This window comes from Streptomyces sp. NPDC007162 (genome assembly GCF_040634175.1).
Lineage (GTDB): Bacteria > Actinomycetota > Actinomycetes > Streptomycetales > Streptomycetaceae > Streptomyces.
This window is the reverse complement of sequence record NZ_JBEYFC010000014.1, coordinates 1-20299: the sequence shown is the minus strand read 5'-3', so window position 1 is coordinate 20299 and position 20299 is coordinate 1. Positions and strand designations below refer to the sequence as shown.

Annotated in this window: 16 protein-coding genes; 5 read left to right on the top strand and 11 right to left on the bottom strand. The window is 74.1% G+C overall.

Annotation, left to right across the window (positions count from 1 at the left end; all coding sequences use genetic code 11):
• Entirely contained in the window at nt 1-1041 is a 1041-nt protein-coding gene (locus ABZ646_RS03245) for an NlpC/P60 family protein (RefSeq protein ID WP_360512407.1), read from the top strand.
• A 7-nt stretch (nt 1042-1048) separates the two neighbouring features.
• Here the strand turns inward: ABZ646_RS03245 and ABZ646_RS03240 are convergent, their stop codons facing one another.
• Together ABZ646_RS03240 and ABZ646_RS03235 are read right to left on the bottom strand one after the other, a co-directional pair.
• Nucleotides 1049-1711 (bottom strand): response regulator transcription factor, encoded by a 663-nt coding sequence (locus tag ABZ646_RS03240; RefSeq protein WP_360512433.1) that lies wholly within the window; start codon nt 1709-1711, stop codon nt 1049-1051.
• A 7-nt stretch (nt 1712-1718) separates the two neighbouring features.
• On the bottom strand, nt 1719-3389 hold the full coding sequence (locus ABZ646_RS03235; protein WP_360512405.1) for a sensor domain-containing protein: 1671 nt from the start codon (nt 3387-3389) through the stop codon (nt 1719-1721).
• A 198-nt stretch (nt 3390-3587) separates the two neighbouring features.
• On the opposite strand from ABZ646_RS03235, the gene ABZ646_RS03230 reads away from it, so the two are divergent.
• From ABZ646_RS03230 to ABZ646_RS03220, 3 genes are all read left to right on the top strand, one after another.
• Nucleotides 3588-3818, top strand: a complete 231-nt coding sequence (locus ABZ646_RS03230) for a hypothetical protein (protein ID WP_360512403.1) — start codon at nt 3588-3590, stop codon at nt 3816-3818.
• Nucleotides 3819-3892: 74 nt separating this feature from the next.
• Complete coding sequence (locus ABZ646_RS03225; protein ID WP_360512431.1) at nt 3893-4600, top strand: ABC transporter ATP-binding protein; 708 nt, start codon at nt 3893-3895, stop codon at nt 4598-4600.
• A gap of 5 nt (nt 4601-4605) precedes the next feature.
• Nucleotides 4606-7278 carry an ABC transporter permease gene (locus ABZ646_RS03220; RefSeq protein WP_360512401.1) on the top strand — a complete coding sequence of 891 codons (2673 nt, stop codon included), beginning with the start codon at nt 4606-4608 and terminating at the stop codon, nt 7276-7278.
• 148 nt (nt 7279-7426) lie between these two features.
• Here the strand turns inward: ABZ646_RS03220 and gndA are convergent, their stop codons facing one another.
• Nucleotides 7427-8866, bottom strand: coding sequence for an NADP-dependent phosphogluconate dehydrogenase (gndA, locus tag ABZ646_RS03215; RefSeq protein ID WP_360512399.1), 1440 nt, complete (start codon nt 8864-8866; stop codon nt 7427-7429).
• Nucleotides 8867-9016: 150 nt separating this feature from the next.
• On the opposite strand from gndA, the gene ABZ646_RS03210 reads away from it, so the two are divergent.
• Entirely contained in the window at nt 9017-9967 is a 951-nt protein-coding gene (locus tag ABZ646_RS03210; protein ID WP_360512397.1) for a glycosyl hydrolase, read from the top strand.
• 21 nt (nt 9968-9988) lie between these two features.
• On the opposite strand, the gene ABZ646_RS03205 is transcribed toward ABZ646_RS03210, so the two are convergent.
• Genes ABZ646_RS03205 through ABZ646_RS03170 form a run of 8 tightly spaced genes read right to left on the bottom strand, consistent with a single transcriptional unit; the run spans nt 9989 to nt 18178 of the window.
• Nucleotides 9989-11344, bottom strand: coding sequence for a zinc ribbon domain-containing protein (locus tag ABZ646_RS03205; protein ID WP_360512395.1), 1356 nt, complete (start codon nt 11342-11344; stop codon nt 9989-9991).
• Entirely contained in the window at nt 11341-11910 is a 570-nt protein-coding gene (locus ABZ646_RS03200) for a phage tail protein (protein WP_360512393.1), read from the bottom strand. The genes ABZ646_RS03205 and ABZ646_RS03200 overlap by 4 nt, the downstream gene beginning before the upstream one ends.
• Nucleotides 11911-11941: 31 nt before the next feature.
• Complete coding sequence (locus tag ABZ646_RS03195; protein ID WP_360512391.1) at nt 11942-13903, bottom strand: putative baseplate assembly protein; 1962 nt, start codon at nt 13901-13903, stop codon at nt 11942-11944.
• A 6-nt stretch (nt 13904-13909) separates the two neighbouring features.
• Complete coding sequence (locus ABZ646_RS03190; RefSeq protein ID WP_132888531.1) at nt 13910-14353, bottom strand: GPW/gp25 family protein; 444 nt, start codon at nt 14351-14353, stop codon at nt 13910-13912.
• Between the two features lie 40 nt (nt 14354-14393).
• Complete coding sequence (locus tag ABZ646_RS03185) at nt 14394-16307, bottom strand: VgrG-related protein (RefSeq protein ID WP_360512389.1); 1914 nt, start codon at nt 16305-16307, stop codon at nt 14394-14396.
• On the bottom strand, nt 16307-17029 hold the full coding sequence (locus ABZ646_RS03180) for a LysM peptidoglycan-binding domain-containing protein (protein WP_360512387.1): 723 nt from the start codon (nt 17027-17029) through the stop codon (nt 16307-16309). The genes ABZ646_RS03185 and ABZ646_RS03180 overlap by 1 nt, the downstream gene beginning before the upstream one ends.
• A gap of 34 nt (nt 17030-17063) precedes the next feature.
• Nucleotides 17064-17486, bottom strand: coding sequence for a phage tail protein (locus ABZ646_RS03175; RefSeq protein ID WP_132888528.1), 423 nt, complete (start codon nt 17484-17486; stop codon nt 17064-17066).
• A 56-nt stretch (nt 17487-17542) separates the two neighbouring features.
• Nucleotides 17543-18178, bottom strand: coding sequence for a hypothetical protein (locus ABZ646_RS03170; RefSeq protein WP_360512385.1), 636 nt, complete (start codon nt 18176-18178; stop codon nt 17543-17545).
• Nucleotides 18179-20299: the final 2121 nt, after the last annotated feature.

Genomic DNA, 20299 nt, shown 5'->3' with positions numbered 1-20299 from the left:
GTGGCGTCCCACCGTCGTCCCAAGCAGCCGAGCCGTGCTCGGGTCACCGTGCTCACCTCCGCCGCCGCTGCGGCCGTGGCCCTCTCCGCCCAGGCGGCCGACGCGGCGCCCAGCGAGAAGCCGAGCAAGAACGAGGTCAAGTCCCGTGTGGACAAGCTCTACGAGGAGGCCGAGCAGGCCACCGAGAAGTTCAACGGGGCCAAGGAGAAGCAGGAGAAGCTCCAGAAGCAGATATCCGCGCTGCAGGACTCGGTCGCACGCGGCCAGGACGAGCTGAACGAACTGCGCGACGGCATCGGCTCGATGGCCACGGCCCAGTACCGCAGCGGCGGCCTCGACCCGTCCCTCCAGCTCTTCCTCTCCTCCGACCCGGACAGCTACCTCGACAAGGCGTCCACACTGGACCAGTTGAGCAGCCAGCAGGTCGAGACGCTGAAGAAGATCCAGGCCAAGCAGCGCGAACTGGCCCAGGAGCGGGCCGAGGCGTCCGGCAAGCTGAAGGACCTGGCCGCCACCCGCACCGAACTCGGCCAGAAGAAGAAGGAAGTTCAGGCCAAGCTCGCCGCGGCGCAGAAGCTGCTCAACAGCCTCACCGCCACCGAGAAGGCCGCCCTCGCCGCCGAGCAGGACCGCGCCAGCCGCTCCTCCAGCGAGCGTGTGGACCTCGGCGACGACACCTCCGCCACCGGCAGGGCCGCCGCCGCCTTCGCCGCCGCCAAGACCAAGATCGGCACCCCGTACGTGTACGGCGCCACCGGCCCGTCCTCCTACGACTGCTCGGGCCTGACGTCCTGGGCCTACGCGCAGGCCGGCGTCTCCATCCCGCGCACCTCCGAGTCGCAGGCGACCATCGGCACCAAGATCTACTCGGCCTCGCAGCTCCAGGTCGGCGACCTCGTCTTCTTCTTCAACGACCTGCACCACGTGGGCCTGTACGCGGGCAACGGGCAGATCCTGCACGCCCCGCGCACCGGCACGGTCGTCCGCTACGAGTCGATGAGCACCATCGGCGGCCCGTTCATGTTCGGCGTCCGCGTCTGACCTCCGGTCAGCGGGCGCGGGCCCTGGCGTCCTCCAGGTAGTGCAGGACCGCCGCCACCCGGCGGTCCACCCGGTCGGCCGGGGACAGGTCGAGCTTCGCGAAGATGGACCGGATGTGCTTGTGCACGGCGCCGTCCGTGACGACGAGGCGTTCGGCGATCGCCGAGTTGCCGAGCCCCTCCGCCATCAGGGCGAGTACGTCCCGTTCGCGCGGGCTCAGCCGTTCCAGACGGGTGTCCTGGCGGGAGCGGGTGAACAGCTGGGCGACCACCTCGGGGTCGATCGCCGTCCCGCCGGCCGCCACCCGGTGCAGCGCGTCCAGGAACTCCTCGACCCGGCCCACCCGTTCCTTGAGCAGGTAGCCAAGCCCGCCGACGCCGGCGGTGAGCAGCTGGGTGGCGAAGCTCTGCTCGACGTAGGCCGAGAGGACGAGCACGGCGAGGCCGGGGTGGCGACGCCGGGCCTCGACGGCCGCGCGGATGCCTTCGTCGGTGTGGGTGGGCGGCATCCGGACGTCGAGGAGGGCGATGTCGGGGCGGTGCGCGTCGACGGCGTCCAGCACGTCCTCGGCCGTGCCCGCCGCGGCCGCCACGTCCAGGCCCTCGGCGCGCAGCAGGAGGGCGAGGCCCTCGCGCAGCAGCGGGTCGTCCTCGGCCAGCACGATCCGCAGGGGTTCGTCACGTTCCACAGGGCAGTTCCACTTCCAGACAGGTCGGTCCGCCCACCGGGCTGGTCAGGCGGAAGGTGCCGTCGTGCGCCGCGACCCGGCGCCGGATCCCGACCAGCCCGGAACCCCCACCGGCTCCCCCGGTACCGGAGCCCCCACCGAGCATGCCGGAACCCCCGACGCCGGGTCTCCCGCTGCCGGAGGCGCCGTTGGCCTTCCCGGCGCCGGAAACCCCGACGGGTCCCGCGGTGCCGGACACCGGGCCGACTTCGGCGGTGCCGGAATGTGCGCCGGGTTTCCCGGTGCCGGAGGCTTCGCCGGGCATGCCCGAACCGCCGACGCGGGGTCTCCCGGCGCCGGAAGGGTCGTCGGTCTTCCCGGTGCCGGAAAGCTCGACGGGTTCCCCGGTGTCGGACACCGGGCCGACTTCGGCGGTGCCGGAATGTGTGCCGGGTTTCGCGGTGCCGGAGGCTCCGTCGCCTTCCGCGGTGGCGGAGGGCTCGTCGGCTCGCGCGGCTGCCTGGGGGGCGCGAGCCCGGGGAGTGTCGTCGGCGCCGCCGTGGCCGTCGTCCTTGATGGTCAGGGTCAGTCGGCCGTCGCGGGCCCGCACGGTCACCTCGGCCCGCTCCGCACCGCTGTGCCTGGCGACGTTGGTGAGGGCCTCGGCGACCACGAAGTAGGCGGTGGCCTCGACGGATGCGGCACACCGTGCGGGCACGTCGACGTCGAGCCGGCACGGCACCGGCGACTCGGCGGCCAGCCCCGACAGCGCCCCCGCGAGACCCCGGTCGTCGAGGACCGGCGGCAGGATGCCGCGGGCGACCGTGCGCAGTTCGGCCAGTGCCTGTTCCGCGGCGGACTGGGCGCGCTCCAGGATCTCGTCGGCCCGGGACGGATCACGGGCCACCTGGCGGCGGGCGGCCCCGAGCAGCACGGTGACCGACACCAGCCGGTTCTGCGTGCCGTCGTGCAACGCCCTTTCGATCCGGCGCAGTTCGGTCGCGTGGGCGTCCAGAGCGGCGGCCCGGGTCGCGGTCAGCTCGGCGACCCTGAGGGACAGGTCCTGGTCGGGTCCGGCAGCGAGCAGGCGCCGCCCCGGGGCCGCCTGGAGCCGGGCCATGGCCGGGCTCAGGCCCAGGAGGACGGCGAGGGAGCCGACGCCGGACATCGACACCGCGCACGCGTCCGCCCAGGAGTGCGCCACGCCGTAGCCGAAGGAGGTGGCGGTCAGGCCCTGCGGGGCGAACCGCCAGTACAGCGGGAACGTGGTGTCCCGTACGGCGGACAGCGGCAGCCACAGCCCCACGAGCCCGAGGAGCAGCCCGAGGGTGCCGTGCCGCAGCAGCCAGCGGAGTTCGCGCAGGGTGGTGGTGTCGGCGAGCGCGAGCCGGAGCCGGACCGGCGGCGACTGCGGGGCGACGACCTCGGGCCCGCGCCGGGCCAGCCGCGCCCGCTCCCGTCCGGCCAGGGCGTGCAGCGCGCGCAGCGCGAGGGGAGCGAGGAGCAGGCCCACGCCGAGCGGCGCGGTCACCACCGTCACCGCGAGCAGGAGCAGCAGGGCGAACGCCGGGGCGGCCGTACCCACCCCGCCGACGAGTTCGGCGAGCGCACCGCCCGCGGCCCGCAGCGTCCGCGCGGCGAGGCCCCTGGCCCCCTCGGCCCGCACCCCGGTGACGGCCATCCGCACCCCTTTCGGTCGCCAACGACCTTAGGACGTCCACCGGTTGCCGACGTCATCCGCAGCCGGAAAGTACAGCCTGCTCTACCCCGGAAGCGCCCGCCTGCGGGATCGGCCGGGGCCGGTAGCGGTCCGTAGCGTCGAACCCGTCGGAGCAGGAAGCCCGAGAGCGCAGCACGTCACGTCCCGTAGGAGGCACCGTTGGCCGGCACCGATCCCTTCCGACTCACCGGCCCACCGCCCGCGGCGGGGCCGGGCGGCGGCGTGGACCTCGTCCGCGCCCTGCTCTGGACGCTGCTGGTGCTCAGCGCGGCGGCCAACATGGCGGCCTCCTACGGCGGCGTCGACCCCTGGGTCAACGTGGCCTGTGGAGGGGTGACCCTGCTCAGCGCGGGCGCCCTGGCCGTGCGCCGGCTGCGCGGCCGCCGGTGAAGCCGCGGACACGCCCGGCCCCGGGGGCACGGGCGGACCACACCGGCCCGGACGGTGCCCGGCGTGCTCCGGCCATCGCGCTGGCGGGCGTCGGGAAGACGTACACCGGCGGGGTACGGGCGCTGGACGACGTGTCACTCACCGTGGCACGCGGCACCTTCCTCGCCGTGATGGGTCCGTCCGGCTCCGGCAAGAGCACGCTGATGCACTGTGCGGCGGGCCTGGACTCGCCGACCTCGGGCAGTGTCCGCATCGACGGCCGGGAGATCGCCGGGCTGAACGAGACCCGGCGCACCGAACTCCGCCGGGAGCGGGTCGGGTTCGTCTTCCAGGCGTACAACCTGATCCCGTCCCTCTCCGTCGAGGACAACATCACGCTGCCGCTGCGGCTGGCCGGCCGCCGCCCCGACCGGGACTGGATCCGCACCCTGCTGGAACGCGTCGGACTGGCCGACCGGCTCCGCCACCGTCCCGCCGAGCTGTCCGGTGGTCAGCAGCAACGGGCGGCACTGGTACGGGCGTTGGCCGCGCGTCCCGCCGTCGTCTTCGCCGACGAGCCGACCGGCGCGCTCGACCTGCGCAGCGCCCACCAGGTCCTCGACCTGTTCCGGGACCTCGTGGACGAACTCGGCCAGACGGTCGTGATGGTCACCCACGACCCCGCCGCCGCGGCCCGCGCCCACACGGCGCTGGTGATGGCCGACGGCCGGGTGGTGGAGTCCCTCGACCAGCCCAGAGCCTCCCGACTCGCCGCCCGACTGGCCGCGTTGGGCGAGAGGTGAGCGCGATGCTGCACTTCGCCCTGCGGATGGCCGCCCACCGGATCGCCTCACTGCTCGCCGTGGCCTGCGCGGTCCTGGGTGCCGCCGCGCTGATCACCGCGACGGGTGTGCTGGCGGAGTCCGGGCTGCGCTCCCGGTTGCCACCCGGGCGGCTCGGCGGCGCGGACGTGGTGGTCGCCGCCGACCAGGAGTACCACGTCGCCGGTGACCTGCCGATCGCGCTGCCCGAACGGGCCACGGTCCCGGCCGCCCTCACCGCCCGCCTGGCGAAACTGCCCGGCGTCACGGCCGCCGTCGGCGACCTCGGGTTCCCGGCCGCCGTGTGGGGGCCGCACGGCCGCCTCGTCCCGGTCGCCGACCAGGACCCGGCGACGGCCGGACACGGCTGGTCCTCGACGGAACTGCTCGCCCACCCGCGCATCGAGGGCCGGCCCCCGAGGACCCCGGCCGAGGTGGCGGTGGACGCGTCGACCGGCCTGTCCGTGGGCGACCGCGTCCACATCACCGCGAACGGCCGCGCCCCCGCCCCCTACCGGATCACGGCCCTGGTCCACGCCCCGGACGCGGGCATCTACTTCCCGGACCCGAGGGCGGAAGAACTGGCGGACCGGCCGAGCGAAACGGCAACCGCCCCGACCGCGAACAGGGGCACGGGCCCGGCCACAGGTACGAGTCCGGGCACGAAGGCGAACGCGGGCACGGACGCAGGTACGAGTTCGGCCGCGGGCACGAGCGCGACGGTGGGCGTGCGTGCGGGCGGTGGGGCGCTGGGCGGCGGTGGCGTCGATCTCGTCGGGCTGCGGGTCGTCCCCGGTGCCGAGCAGCGGGTCGCCGCGGACGTCCGCCGGGCCGTTGCCGGTAGCGGGCTCCAGGTGCTCACCGGTGCCGGCCGGGGTACTGCCGTGGCTCCCGGTGCCGGTTCGGCGCGCTCCCTGCTGGTCCTCCTCGCCGGTTCGCTCGCCGGGATCGTCCTGCTGATCACCGGGTTCGTCACGGCCGGCGCCCTGGGTGTGGCGATCGCCGGGCAGCGCCGGGACCTGGCACTGCTGCGGGCCGTCGGGGCGACGCCGAGGCAGATCCGCCGGCTGGCGGCGGCCCAGTCGACGGCCGTGGCCGCCGTGGCCCTGGTCCCGGGGGTCGCCCTCGGCCACCTGCTGGCCGGCCGCTTCCGCACCCTCCTCGTCCACCGGGGCGTCCTGCCCGCCGAACTCCCCCTCACCTTCAGCCCGTTCCCGGCCCTGGCGACCGTCGTCCTGCTGCTCGCCGTCGTCGGCCTCGCCGCCCGCTGCGCCGCCTGGCGCACCTCGCGGATGCCGGCCACCGAGGCGGTCGCCGAGTCCCGCAGCGAACCCCGCACCCCGTCCAGGGCCCGCACGGCCACAGGCCTCCTCCTCATGGCCGCCTCCTGCGCCCTGTCCGTCCCCCCGCTGCTGCAACGCACCCCGCTCGGCGCCTCCGCCACCTCCATCGCGGGCATCGTCGCCGCGATCGGCCTGGCGCTGGCCGGCCCCGCACTCGTGCGGACGGCGGGCGAGGCGGTCGTACGACGGCTGCGCCCCGGGGTGTCCGCGCCGACCTGGCTGGCCCTGTCCAACGTGCGGGCGTACGCGCAGCGCGTCACCGGGGTGGTCAGCCCGCTCGCCATGGCGGTCGTGTTCGTGCTGACGTACACCCTCGCGCAGACCACCGTGCTGGCCGCGACCGCCGACGACACCCGCACCGGGACGCCGGCCCAGTACCGGCTGAGCGCGCCGGCGCTCGGCGGGCTGCCGGCCGGCACGCCGGACGCCGTGCGGCGCCTGCCGGGCGTCGAGGCGGCGGCTCCCGTCAGGACGACCACCGTGGTGTGGCCGTACCGCATGTTCGGCGACACCGAGACCGAGTCCGCCTCCGCGCTGGTGCTGACCCCGGCGGCGAAGGACGTGCTCGACCCGGGGGTGGCACAGGGCAGCCTGTCCTCCCTCACCGGCGCCACGGTCGCCGTCAGCAGCGAGGTGGCCGGACCGCGTGACGCGCGACTCGGTGCCCGGATCAGGCTGTTCCTCGGCGACGGGACGCCGGTCTCCGCCCGGGTGGTCGCCGTCTACGACCGGGGGCTCGGCTTCGGCCCCGTCGTGCTCTCCCACGACCTGGCCGCCGGCCACACCACCACGGGCCTCGACGACAGCGCGCTGGTCCGCACGGACGGCACGGCCACCGCCGAGCGCACCCTCACCGCCCTGACCGCGGCCCGGCCCGGCCTCGTCCTCTCGGACGCAGCGCCCCGGGCGGGCGCGGGCACCCCGCCGGAGGTCTGGATCAACCTCGCGGTCGTCGTCGTCCTGCTCGGCTACCTCCTGCTCAGCATCGCCAACCGGCTGGTCGCGGCGACGGCCCAGCGCCGCACGGAGATCGCCGCACTGCGGCTGGTGGGTACGACGCCGGGACAGATCCTCGCGATGATGCGGAGGGAGGCGGGGGTGATCGCGGTGGCCGCGCTGGTCTCGGGAGTGGTGCTGTCGACGCTGCCGCTGGTGCTGCTGGGCCAGGGGTTCCTGGGGCGGCCGTGGCCGGCGGGACCGGTGTGGCTGTTGCCCGCGGCGGCGGCGACGGTGGTGGTGACGGCGTACGTGACTGTTGAGCTGCCGACGAGAAGGGCGTTGCGGGTGCCGCCGGCGGAGACGGTGAGAGCCCCGTAAGGGGCGCTGGGGTCCCCCCGGCCGAAGGCTGGGGGAGGAACTGCGCGATCAGCCACGACGGCGCCGCGGACGGCTGAGCACCGTAGTCCCGCGGCGGTTCGTCGTGGCTGATCGCGCAGTTCCCCGCCCCCCTCACGGTGCGCTTCGCTCAGGCCTCTGTTTCCGGGCGGCCGTCTGTTGCCCACAGGGTGTGGAAGGTGCCCTCCCGGTCCGTCCGCCGGTAGGCGTGCGCGCCGAAGTAGTCGCGCTGGCCCTGGAGGAGGGCCGCCGGGAGGCGGTTCGCGCGGAGTGTGTCGTAGTGGGCGAGGGCCGCCGAGAACGCCGGCACCGGGACGCCCCGGCGGGTCGCGGACGCGACGGTCTCCCGCCACGGCACCTGCGCGTCCGCGATCTCCTTCGCGAACTCCCCCTCCGCGAGCAGGCTGACGAGGTCGGGGTCGGCCCCGTACGCCGCGCGGATCCGGTCCAGGAAGGACGCGCGGATGATGCAGCCGCCCCGCCAGATCCGCGCCACCGCCCCGAGGTCGATCTTCCAGCCGTACTCGGCGGCGGCGTCCTGGATCATCGTCCAGCCCTGGTCGTAGGCGATGACCTTCGACGCGTACAGGGCGTGCTCGACACGGGACGCGAAGCGGTCGGCCTCGGTCGCGCTGAGCGGTGGCGTGGTGCCGCCCGGCAACCCGGCGTAGGCGGACCGCAGTTCACGGCGCCCGGAGGCCGCGCGGGCGAACGTCGCCTGGGCGATGGCGGTGACCGGCGAGGCCAGGTCCAGCGCGGTCTGCACGGTCCAGCGCCCGGTCCCCTTCTGCCCGGCCGCGTCGGCGACGACGTCGACGAAGGGGGCCCCGGTCGCGGCGTCGACGTGGGCGAGGACGTCGGCCGTGATCTCGATGAGGTAGGAGCCGAGCCGGCCGTCGTTCCACTGGCGGAAGATGTCCGCGATCTCGGCCGGCGCGTATCCGCCGACCTGCCGCAGCAGGTCGTAGGCCTCGGCGATGAGCTGCATGTCGGCGTACTCGATGCCGTTGTGGACCATCTTCACGAAGTGCCCGGCGCCGTCGGCGCCGACGTGCGTGCAGCACGGCTCGCCGCCGACCTCGGCGCTGATGTCCTCGAACATCGGCCCGAGGGCGGCGTACGACTCGACGGACCCGCCCGGCATGACGGCGGGGCCGTGCAGCGCGCCCTCCTCGCCGCCGGACACCCCGACGCCCACGAAGTGCAGCCCCTTCTCACGCAGGGCGGCCTCGCGGCGGCGGGTGTCGGCGAAGTGGGCGTTGCCGCCGTCGATGACGATGTCCCCGGGTTCGAGGAGCGGGACGAACTCGTCGATGACGGCGTCGGTGGCCGCGCCCGCCTGCACCATGATCATGAGGCGGCGGGGGCGTTCGAGGGCGGCGACGAACTCCGCGGCGCTCTCGGCGCCGACGAACGTGCCTTCGTGCCCGTACTCGTCGAGCAGCGCACGGGTGCGGGCGGGCGTGCGGTTGTGGACGGCGACCGGGTAGCCGTGCCGGGCGAAGTTCCGGGCCAGGTTGCGGCCCATCACGCCCAGGCCGGTCACGCCGATGGCTGCGGATGCGTTCACGGGGGACTCCGATCTGCGGTCGAACGCTGACGTGCCCGGAGGTACGGGCGGACGGTGGGAATCCGTTCAGACCGGGCCGGCGTATCGCACAAAGTTCGAAGATGTCCGCACCACCCGCATCGCCGTGCCGCAACGGACAGACTGCACCCCATGGCTCGTCTGAGGTTCGTCCTGGTCACCGCACTGGTCGCCCTCCTGCTGCTCCCCGTCTCCCGCCCGGAGACCCCGCGCGCCGCCGCCCCCGGTCCCTTCGGGGCCTACCTCGGCTACGGCGCCGACGGCGTACGGCGGGTGAGCGCGCTCGGCGCGTGGCTGGGACGCGACGAGCCGCGCGTCGGGCACACCTACCTGCCCGGTGACGTGTGGCGGAACATCGAGGGCGCCCCCGGCTTCGTCCGGCTGTGGGCGCGCTGGCGGCGGGCGGAACCGGACCGGCTGCTCGTCCTCAACGTGCCGATGCTGGAACGGACGGAGGACCACCTGCCGGACGCCGAGGTCCGCCGCCTGCTGCGGCTCGGGGCGGGCGGGTCGTACGACGGCCACTTCCGGACGCTGGCCCGGCGGCTGGTGGCGGTCGGCGCGCCGGACACCGTCGTCGTCCTCGGCTGGGAGATGAACGGGATGACGTACACCCACCGCTGCGGCCCCGACCCGGCCGCCTGGAAGGCGTACTGGGTGCGGATCGTCACGGCGATGCGGTCGGTGCCGGGCCAGCGGTTCCGCTTCGACTTCGCGCCCAACCGGGGGCGGGACGCGGTCCCCTGGACCCGGTGCTACCCCGGGGACCGGTACGCCGACATCGTCGGGATGGACGCCTACGACTCCCCGCGCGGGCTCACCTTCCCCGAGCAGGTGGCGGAGCCCTACGGGCTGCGGGCCCAGGTCGGCTTCGCCCGGGCCCACGGCAAGCCCGTCTCGTACCCGGAGTGGGGACTGTACGAGAACGGGGACGACCCCGCGTACCTGCGGGGCATGCTGGACTGGTTCGCGAGCGCCCGGCCGGTGTACCAGACCCTCACCGACTACTGCCCGCACGGGGTCTGGGGGTGCCGAAGCAACCCCAGGTCCACGGCTGTGTACCGCTCCCTGATGAGGAGTTAGGCGGATGAGGGGTCGGGCGCGTCAGGAGGAGCCGGCGCTGGACGGGCCGAAGAACTCGATCTCGGCGATGGCGACCTGGGTCTCGCGCGACGCCTGGTACGACGACTCGATCGTGAAGCGGACCGAGACGACGTCCGCCGCGCGGAAGCCGCGGGTCTGGCCGCCGGCCGTCTGGTCCAGGGTCACCTCGCGGTCCTCCGTCTTCCCGTCGGCCGTCTTGATCGTCGCCTTCAGACGGTGCGGCAGCGCCGACTTCCTGAGCTGGTCGAAGTGGGTCGACTCGCCCGAGGTGAAGATGACGTTCAGCAGCCGGGTCGGCTCGTCGAAGCGGGCCTCGATCCACTCGCCCTGGCCGGACTCCGTCACACCCGGGCCCCACCAGGTGTTGTTCACCTTGTCGAAGGCCAGGTCCGGCTTGTGGCCGGCGTACGAGCGGGACGCGCTGACGCGGTCCGGGGGCACCTGGACGCGTTTGGCGAAGTGGTCGCGGGTGGCGCTGATCGCCTTCGGCGTGTTGACCGCGAGGACCGCGACGACGGTGAGGAGGAGGGCCACGCCGATCCAGGTGAGGACGCGGTCGAAGGTGCGGCGCAGGCGGGGGCGGTCGCCCGCCCAGGGGGTCTCGCGGTTGCGGAAGTCGAGGATGCGGCGCCACCAGGGGCGGGGGGCCGACGGGGAGGTGTCGGGGTGGCCGGCCATGGGCATGGCGCAGCGGGTGCAGAAGTGGCGGTCGGGGCGGTTGGGGGTGGCGCACCAGGGGCAGGGGGTGCCGCCGTGGGCGCCGAGGTCTTCGCCGGGGGCGCGGACGGAGGCGGGGCGTTGGGGGGTGGGGCGGCCGGGGAGGACGGGGGTGACGGTGGCGGGGGCCGGGGTCGGGGTGGGTTCCGCCACCGGGATGAGCAGGCGCCGGGCGCGGTCGTGGGCGTCGTCGCCTTCGGCGGGCGGGGCCTGGGGGGGCTGCGTCGTCTCGTCTGCGGCTTGAGGTGTGGGGACGGTGGGGGCTTCGGGGGCGGCGGGGGTCGTGGAGTCCGTGCGGGTGGGTTGTGGCTGGTCGCGCAGTGCCCCGCGCCCCTGAAGGGGCGCCGGCGTCGTGGCTTCTTCCCGGTCGTCGTGGGTTGCGGTCGCGGTTGCCGTCGCCGTTGCCGGTGCCGGGGTCCGGATGTCCCGTGGGGGGAGGCCGGTGCCGCCGTCGCGGCGGGTGAAGGCGTCCCAGCCGTCGGGCGGGGCGGCGGAGTTCGACGCGGTGGCCGGGGTCGGCTCGGGGGTCGGGGTGTCCCTGTTGCCGGACCAGCTCAGCACCCCTCCGCAGGCGTCGCAGAAGGACTGGCCCGGTTCGGCGACCGTGCCGCACTCCGTGCAGTTCTGGGTGGTCGTCATCGCTGCGGGGTCCTTTCGGCGGACGGGGAAGACGCGGTCACCTGGACCGTGCAGGGCATGTGGGCGGGGCGGGCGGCGGCCACGAGGCGTTCCAGGCGGACCTCGTCGGCCGGGGTGGGCGCGGGCAGCGTGAGGTGGACGTGGAGGTGGGGGCGCGGGGTGCCGGGGAACGCGCCGAGGGGTCGGGCGCTCCAGGTCGCGCCGCCGCTCTCGGTGATCTCCGGTGCCACGCCGAACGCCAGCCGGACCGCCTCGGACAGGCCGCGCCGGGTGCCCCGGATGCGGTGCAGGTAGGCGGCCGCGGCCACCGCCGCGCGGAGCAGCGGTGCCGGTTCGGTGCCGTCCGTCTCCGCACCGACCCAGGTGCCGAGCCACTCCGCGAAGTCCAGTGGGGCCAGCGCCGGGTCGAAGTAACTGGGCAGGCAGTCCAGGACGTTGGGGATCGGTGCGATCACGTCGTCCAGGCCTGCGACGAAGCGCAGGGCGAGGTCGTCGTCGGCGAAGACCGCGGGGAGCATCGGGCCGATGGGCGTGGAGGAGCCCAGGCCGTCGATCGAGCCTCTCAACGCGGGCCTCCGGACACGTCGTTGGCGGTCGTCATTCGCCGATCACCCGGACCCGGTGGTCGTAGGAGAAGACCAGGGACGGGGCGTCCAGGTCGATGCGGTCCGTCGGGTCGCCGCGCTTGCCGGTGAGCGGGTCGGCGGGGTGCAGGACGACCTCGTCGACGAGTTCCACGCCGGGAACGCGTTGCAGCACCGCGAAGACCTCGCCGGACTGCACCGGGCGCCCGAACGGCCAGCCCTTGCCGTCGGCGCCGCCGGTCAGCGGGTCGAGGTGGCGGTAGAGGGCGTCGTGGGCCTGACGGCGGACCCGGTCCACGTCCACCCCGCGGAAGGCGTGCACCGTGGCGACGACGGTGACGCCCTGGTAGAAGGGCGGCCCGACGGCCAGCCTGGTGCCGATCAGGCGGCGTTCGTCCAGGTGGCGGGTGATGCGGTCCAACAGGGCGTCTCCGGGCACGAGTTGCTCGAAGCGCAGCCGCCCGCCGGGGTCCGCGACGGCCTGCGGGACCACCAGGACCCGTACCGCGTAGGCGCCGTGCTCGCCCTCCTCGCCCTCCAGGCAGGTGATCCGGGCGGTCTCCGGGGCGGCGCGCCGGGCCAGCTCCTCGTAGTCCCGCAGGGTCACCGCCCGCTCCTGGGCGCGCAGCGTGATCGGGGCGCGCACCTTGGCCTCGGCGACCGTCTCGCCGTCCACTCCCCCGCGCGCCGCCTCCCGGTTGACGACCTCGGAGACGTACGGGATGGAGGAGCGCAGGATCTGTACGGCCCCCCGGGCCACGTTGCCGTCCCGGCCGCCGCCGGTGCGGTAGCGGCGGGCCCTGATGACGGCGCCCTTCGCGGCCACCGCCCCGTACTGGCGCAGCGAGCCGTCCGGTTCGCGCACCGCGGGGCCGAAGGCGATCTCGCCGGTGGTCGCGTCGAGCGTGATGTGCCGGTCGTACGGCCCGGAGGCCGCGAAGTGCGGGACCACCTGCCAGTCCAGCCAGCCGCCCTCGCCGTCGTGCTCGGCGGTCTGCAGGAGCAGCGGCGGGGTGTCGCCGACGACGGGGGCGTGGGCGAGGCGCAGCCGCTGGCCGGGCAGGCCGGTGGACTCGCCGAGCGCCTCGTCCTCGACGGTCTCCGCGTGCACCGCGCCGGTCGTGCCGCCGATCGTGCAGGCCTCGGCGAACCGGACCGTCGGGGAGGTGGTGTAGAAGGGCTGGTCGGGGTGGGGTTCGGTGACCCGGCAGCGCAGCCAGCCCGCCTCCCGGCCGCCGTTGCGGGAGAGCACATGACCGCCGGGGACGTGCAGCACGACCTCGCCGGGCCGGTTCAGGCCGCCGGTGCCGTCCTGGTCGACCTCGCACTCCCGCCAGCCGTCCTCCGTCCACGCCTCCCACACCAGCGGCGGCTGCCGCGGGTCCACGCCGACACCGTCGACCCTGCTGTCCAGGTCGAGCGCGACCGCGCAGTGCGGGACGGCCGCGGACAGGCCGAGCAGCATGCAGTCACCGGGGTTCGGGGACTCGGTGAAGCACAACAGGTCCTTGCCTTCGGCGAGTTCGTGGGTGAGGTCCACGACGGCCGAGCCGCGCTCCTGCTTCATCAGGTGCCGCAGCCCGCTCGGCACGATCGCCAGGTCGCGTTCGGTCGCGAAGACCACCGCCTCCTGGGTCTCGGTACGGCGGGTCGCCACCTCCGTGCCGACCGGCACCGGAACCGTGTCCTCCTGGGCCGCCGACAGCCAGAACGTCACCTCGGTGCGGGCCGCCGACGGCGGGAACAGCGTGATGCCGACCAGGTCCAGGAAGGCCAGGTGGTTCTTCTCCGGGACCCGGTTGAGCCGGTACACGATCTGGTCGGCCATGTGCGCGACCGTCTCCACCAGCGTGATGCCGGGGTCGGAGACGTTGTGGTCGGTCCACTCCGGCGCGCGCTGCTGGATGTAACGCTTGGCGTCGTCGACGAACTGCTGGAAACGCCGGTCGTCGAGGTTCGGGGAGGGCAGGGCCATCGGGGATCAGCGGTCGCTTTCCGAGGAGTCCGAGGAGGCGGGCGGCAGGTCCGGCTCGTCGTGGGAGGGGATGACGTAGAAGGGGAAGACCAGGCTGCGCGGGTTGTTGGTGCCGCGGATCGAGTAGCGGACGTCGATCATCAGCACGCTCGGGTCGGCCCCGGTGCTGACCTCGACGTCCTCGACCTCGATCCGCGGCTCCCAGCGGTCCAGGCTGGTGTACACCTCGTGCTGGATCCGGCCGGCGGTCTGTTCGTTGACCGGTGCGAAGACCAGGTCGTGGATGGCGCAGCCGAACTCCGGGCGCATCGGGCGTTCGCCGGGGGCCGTGGAGAGGACGAGGCGGATGGCCTCCTCCACCTCCTTCTCGCCGCTGACCAGGGCGATACCACCGGTGGGGCCGATCCGCAGCGGGAAGGACCAGCCCGAGCCCACGAACTGTTCTGCCATCAGCTCCGCACCCGCCCCTCGGGGACGACCTCGAGCCCGCTCATGCGGGGATCACCATCACGGTCAGTCCGCCCATCATCAGGTTGCCGATGACCGGCACCTCGGGTGCCTGGATCGCCACGGTGGCCAGGGAGCTGATCGCGACGGCCGCGTTGCCTCGCAGTGACAGGGCCGCGTTCGCCATCAGGTTCACGGCGGCGGCGTTCACCGAGACCGCGCCCGCGGGGGACTTGATGTCGACGAGTTCCGCGCTCTGCAGGGAGAGCGGTCCGCCGCTCCTGATGCTGAGCGCGCCGCCCGCCTTCAGGGACAGGTTGGCGCCGGCCTCGACCGACACCGACCTGCTGCCCTTGATGGAGACACTGCCCTTGCTGTCCACGGTGATCTCGGTCTTCTGCCGGTCGAGATGGACGGTCAGCTTGTTGTCGCCGCTGGCCAGCCGGACGCCCTGTTTGCGGCCCCGCTGGTCGAGCAGGTCCATGCGGTTGCCGACGCGGTCGGAGATCGTGTGCCGGGTGGCGCGGCCGCGCAGGCCGTCGTGGAGCGGGACGTCCCGCACCCGGGTCGGCTTGTCCTTGCCGTTGTAGAGGCCGCCGATGACGTACGCGTGGTCGAGGGCGCCCCGGTCGAAGGCGACCAGCACCTCGTCGCCGACGTCCATCGGGAACACCCCGCCGCCACGCACCCCGCCCATCTGCACGGTCCGCGTCCAGTCGCTGACGTAGGTGTCGTCGAGCCAGGGGAACTTGATCTTCACCCGGCCCTGCTGGAGCGGGTCCTGCACGTCGGTGACGAGCGCCGGGGCCACGCTCAGCTGCCGGTCGGAACCGGCGTCGGTGGCCCCGCCGCCCGAGGCCACCCCGTACAGGGAGCGCCACTGCCGGCCGCTGACCGTCACCCAGGTCTCGTAGTGCTTGGCGTCGCCGAAGACGTGCCGTACCGAGGTCACCGTGTACTTGCCGGCGAAGGGCGTGCCGACGTCCTTGAGCGCCACCGGCACCCCGGGCCGCAGCTGCGGATTGCCCCGGACGATCACCTCGACCTCCGCGAACCCGCTCGTCACGTCGTCGGAGAGGGCGTCCGCCGCGAACTTCACCTCCGACTGCTTGTCGTAGGGGGTACGCGTCTCCACCAGCTTGGCCGCCGGGAACTTGGCGTAGGCGTCACCGGGGGTGGCGCCGATGCTGTACGCCTTGTTCCCGTTGGCCTTCGAGGTCGCGGTGAGCGTCTTCTTCGTCGTCACGTCCCAGCCGCGGGACTCGACGGTGGCGACCTGGTCGGCGGCGGTCACCGCGGAGCGCAGCCGCAGGATGTCGTGCCCGGCCTCCAGGACGAAGGGGCTCTTGTCGCCGTCCGTGCTCGTCGAGGGCGCGCCGGAGGCGTCCTTCGGCTTCACGAACTGGAACTTGCCCTTCGCGTCGACCGACATCACCATCTCGTTCTCGTCGGCGAGCCGCGCGAGGAACTCCCAGTCGGTGACGTTGCTCTGGCTGATGAACTCGTAGACGGTCTTCGTCGCGTCGATCCGGCCGATCGGCACCCCGTCCTGCCCGGCCAGCTTGCGGGCGATGTCGGAGGCCGTCTGGTTGCGGTAGGCGACCACCCGGCGCTGGCGCATCAGCCGGAAGCCGTTGTCGTAGCCGCGGATCACCGCGTAGCTGCCGGTGCCGTCGTACTCGGCCTCCATCGCGGTGACCTCGCCGGTCAGCAGCGGGCCCGCGGTGTCCTGGCCGTCGGACATCGGGGTGAGCACCACCTCGCTGCCGAACTTGACGCCCAGGTCGCCGAAGAGCTTGCGGTCCTTGTCGCGGAAGGTCAGCTGGAAGGCGGCGGGCACCCCGACGCCCTGGTCGACGGTGGCGTCGACCAGGGCCGACCCCCACACCGGGTCGGACTTCAGGTCCTTCCCGTCGACGGTGACCTTGATGATGTTCGAATACGCGTACTTCACCATCAGCGCCGCACCTCCTCGGCGGCGGGCAGCACGAGTTCCGTGCCGGTGGGCAGCCGGTTGGGGTCGTCGATCCCGTTGGCGTCGGCGATCGACCGCCACGCCGACGCGTCGCCGTACTCCCGCCAGGCCAGCGCCTGCAGCGAGTCCCCGGCGACCACCCGGTGCACGCGCTGTGCGGTGAGCGCCCCGGAGGTCGGGTTCTGCCCGGGGGTCTTGGTCGGGATCTCCTGGAGCTGGAGCCGGCAGGTGGCCCGGATGGGCATCCCGCTGGTCCCGAACAGGGTGTACGAGGCGTCGGCGGAGGCGACGAACGCGGTGAAGCGGGCCGTCGAGAACGAACCCCACTCGAAGACCACCCACGGCGGCGAGGGCCGCTTGTTCGCGATGCTCTGACTGGTGACCTCGCAGCAGGTCAGCAGCGACTCGACCTTCTTGAGCACCGTGTTGTCGGTCGGGTCGTCGGAGGAGTCCAGGAAGATCTCCACGTTCATCTGCCGCGGGTACGCGCCGAGGAACTCCGGGAGCGGGCCGTCGCGTTCGATCGGCGCGTACGAGGACTTCCAGTCGGCGCGGCGGCCGATGCTGAGCTGCGCCGGGTTGAAGTCGAAGTGGAAGGACTTGATGAGAGCGCCCGGGGTGCGGCTGCCGCTCGGCGGGGGCTGGTGGATCTCCAGGGTGGCGCGCACGAGGCTCTTGCCGGCGCCCCGGCTGCTGCTGGCCATGTCTTTCTCTTGCCTCTCGTCTCTCTCGTCCCGCTCAGTCCGTGAAGCCGTGGTGGGTGATCTCCAGGACCTCGGTGGCCACGGCGGGGCTGGCCGGGTCGAGGGAGGGGCCCTGCCAGCTCACGGGCAGGACGTCGAGGAGACCCCAGCGGGCGACCTCCGAGCCGTCCGCCCGCAGCGCCGTGATCTGGGCGGTGGGACGCTTGATGCCGGTCTGCACGGAGGAGATCCACTTGGCGACCTTGGAGGTGTCCGGGGTGAGCGGACGGGTCAGCCGGATGGTGGAGAAGGTGACGCGGGTGGGCAGTTGCCACACGAAGCCGTTGTTGCCGCCCTCCTGCCTGCGCTCGACCTCCACCTGCGAGGACAGCCCCTGGCACCCGTTGAAGTAGCCGAGGCTCTCGCCGTCGATGGAGAGGCTGAACCAGATCGTGGTTCCCGGGTCCTGGCGAGCCATCGGGGGCCTTTCTTCGGATGGGTGGGGGCGGGTACGGCGTGGAGGGTGGGCGGGGTTCAGGGGCGGAAGTCGCGGAGCTTTCCGACGCGTTCACGGTCCCGGCGCAGTTCCGTGCGGACCTGCCGGGTGATCCGGTCGATGATCCGGTGGACCAGTGCGTCCACCTGGTACTCGGTCAGGGCCCGCGGGTCGAAGCCGCCCTCCTCGATCGCCGTGTACTCCGGCGGGTCGTCACCGTCACCGGTGGCCGAGGCGGAGTACGACGGCGGGGGGTCGTCCGGGGGCGAGGACGGGGGCGGCGGTGGGGGTGGCGGCGTCTCGGACCTGGTGAGCGGGGCCTGGGAGCGGGTGGGGGTGGAGCCGGTGACGGGGGCCTTCTTCACGGAGTGCGGGGGAAGGACCGGCGGCGGCGAGGTGGGGAGGGTGTCGCGCTGGACGGTGGGCGGGTTGAGGGGGGCTACGGGAAGGGGGGCGGCCTCGGGGAGGGGGGTGGTGCCGCCTTGGGGAGCGGTTGTGTGCCGGACGGTGGAGGTGCCGGTGTTGGCGTTGGTGTTGGTGGTTCGGAGGGGGACCGGCTGCGAGGTGCCGGAGGCGGTGGTCGCCCGCTGTACGGGGACGGTGAGGGAAGAGGCCGCGGTCGCCGTGACACCCGGCGTGGGCGGGAACGTCCTGGTCGGTGCGATGCCGGACACGTGGGCCGACGTGCTGGAGGAGGGGGTGGCGGGGCGTCGCTGGACGGTTGCCGGGGGGCCGCCGTCGGTGGTGGGGACGGGGGCCGAGGCTTCCGTCAGGAACGGGGGTGTGGCGGGGGCGAAGGAAGGCTGGTGGAAGGCGCCGGCCGGGATCGACGGCAGGGGCGTGGGCGGCTTCGGTGCGGTTGCCGGGGACGGCTGGGCGGCCGAGCGGTCAGCTGGACCGGACGGTGCCTGTCGCTGCCGCTGCCGCTGTACGGGCTGAGCGGGGGACTTGAGGGGGGCGCCGAGACCGAGGCGGGGGGTGCCGGGGGCGCGCTGGACGGATACGGGAGCCGGGGCCGACGGCGTGGGGGCCTGGGTACGCGCAATGGGTGCGGGTGCGGGTGCGGGTGCGGGTGCGGGTGCGGGCGAGCTTGCGGGTGCGGAGGCATGAGTCCCTGTGCTGTGCGTCGCCGGTCGCTGCACCGGAGGGTGGGTGGTGTCGTCGGCTGCGGGGCGTGCGGGCGCTCCGCGCGGCGGTGTCGGGGACGGGGACAGGGGGGCACCGAGGCCGGGGCGCGGGGTGCCAGGGGATGACACGGCACGTTGCACGGAGGGGGTGCTGCCGCCGGTCGCCACCTGGGCGTTCGGGGTTGTGGGTCCGGTGTCGGCCGGTGGGGGCTGGTCGCGCAGTTCCCCGCGCCCCTGACGGGGCGCTGTCGTCGCCGTGCCCGACGAGCCGCTGTGGCCCCGAAGGGCGGCTGCCCCAGCAGCACCCGCCGGACCACCGTCGCCCCGACGGGACACCTCCGACGCCGTGCCCGACGAGTCCACGTGGCGTTGCACGGCCACTGCCGATGGCGTGCTTGTCGAGCCGCCTCGGCCCTGCGAGGACGCTCCCGTCGCAGCACCGGCCGACCCACCATCGCCCTGACGGGACACCGCCGACGTCGCGCCCGACGAGACGCCTCGGCCCCGAAGGGGCGCTGTCGTGGCACCGGGCACCGACGGCACCGCAGCCGCCGACCCGCCCTGACGCTGCACGGCCACCGCCGACGCCCCACCTGCCGAGCCGCCTCGGCCCTGCGAGGGCGCTCCCGTCGCGGCACCGGCCGACCCACGATCACTCTGACCGGCCCCGGACGGCACCACAGCCGCCGACCCACCCTGACGTTGCACAGACACCGCCGACGCCCCACCCACCGGGCCACCTCGGCCCTGAAGCGGCGCCCCCACCGAGCCCGACGAGTCCACGTGGCGTTGCACGGACACTGCCGATGGCGTGCTTGTCGAGCCGCCTCGGCCCTGCGAGGGCGCTCCCGTCGCGGCACCGGCCGACCCACGATCACTCTGACCGGCCCCGGACGGCACCACAGCCGCCGACCCACCCTGACGCTGAACGGACACCGCCGACGCCCCACCTACCGAGTCACCTCGGCCCTGGAGCGGCGCCCCCGTCACAGCGCCGGCCGTACCGCCGTCGCTCTGACCGGGCACCGGCGGCACCGCGGCCGCCGAGCCCCCCTGACGTTGGACGGACACCGCCGTCGCCCCACCTACCGAGCCGGTGGTGTCCGAGGCCGCGTGCCCCGGCTTCCGCTGGACAACCGGGCCGGAGGCCGACGGCAGCGTGGGCGTCCGTGAGACGTCCGGCAGCGCCGGTGCCGCCGGTGTCGTACGGCCGTTGACCGACGCACCGCTCGTCGAGGGGGTGGCTCGCGACTCGGCCGAGGCTGGGGTCGTAGGACCGCTCGCTGAAGGGGCGGCGCCCGCCGACCGCCGCTGCACAACAGGTGGACGCGCTGCCGCCGTTGGGAGCGGCGGCGGTGCCGGCCTACCCGCCGGTGCCGGACCCTGGCCGGCGGCCGTGCCCTGTCCGGATGGGAGTGGTGCCGCCTCCGGTGTGGCGGGAGCTGCGGACCGGCCAGGCCGCCTTCCGCTCACCGCCGGAGCCGCACCCTCGGACGCACGCTGCACCACCGCGTCGCCGGTTGTTTCGCCCCCCGATCGATCGCCCTCGTCCGCCACCACCGTCCCCGGCGCCGACGGCAGCGTACGGCGCTGCGCAGCCGTGGCCGCCGTACTCGCCGGCGCCTGCGTCAGCGCGCGGCGCCGAGGCGCGGCAGGGGGTGCCGGTGT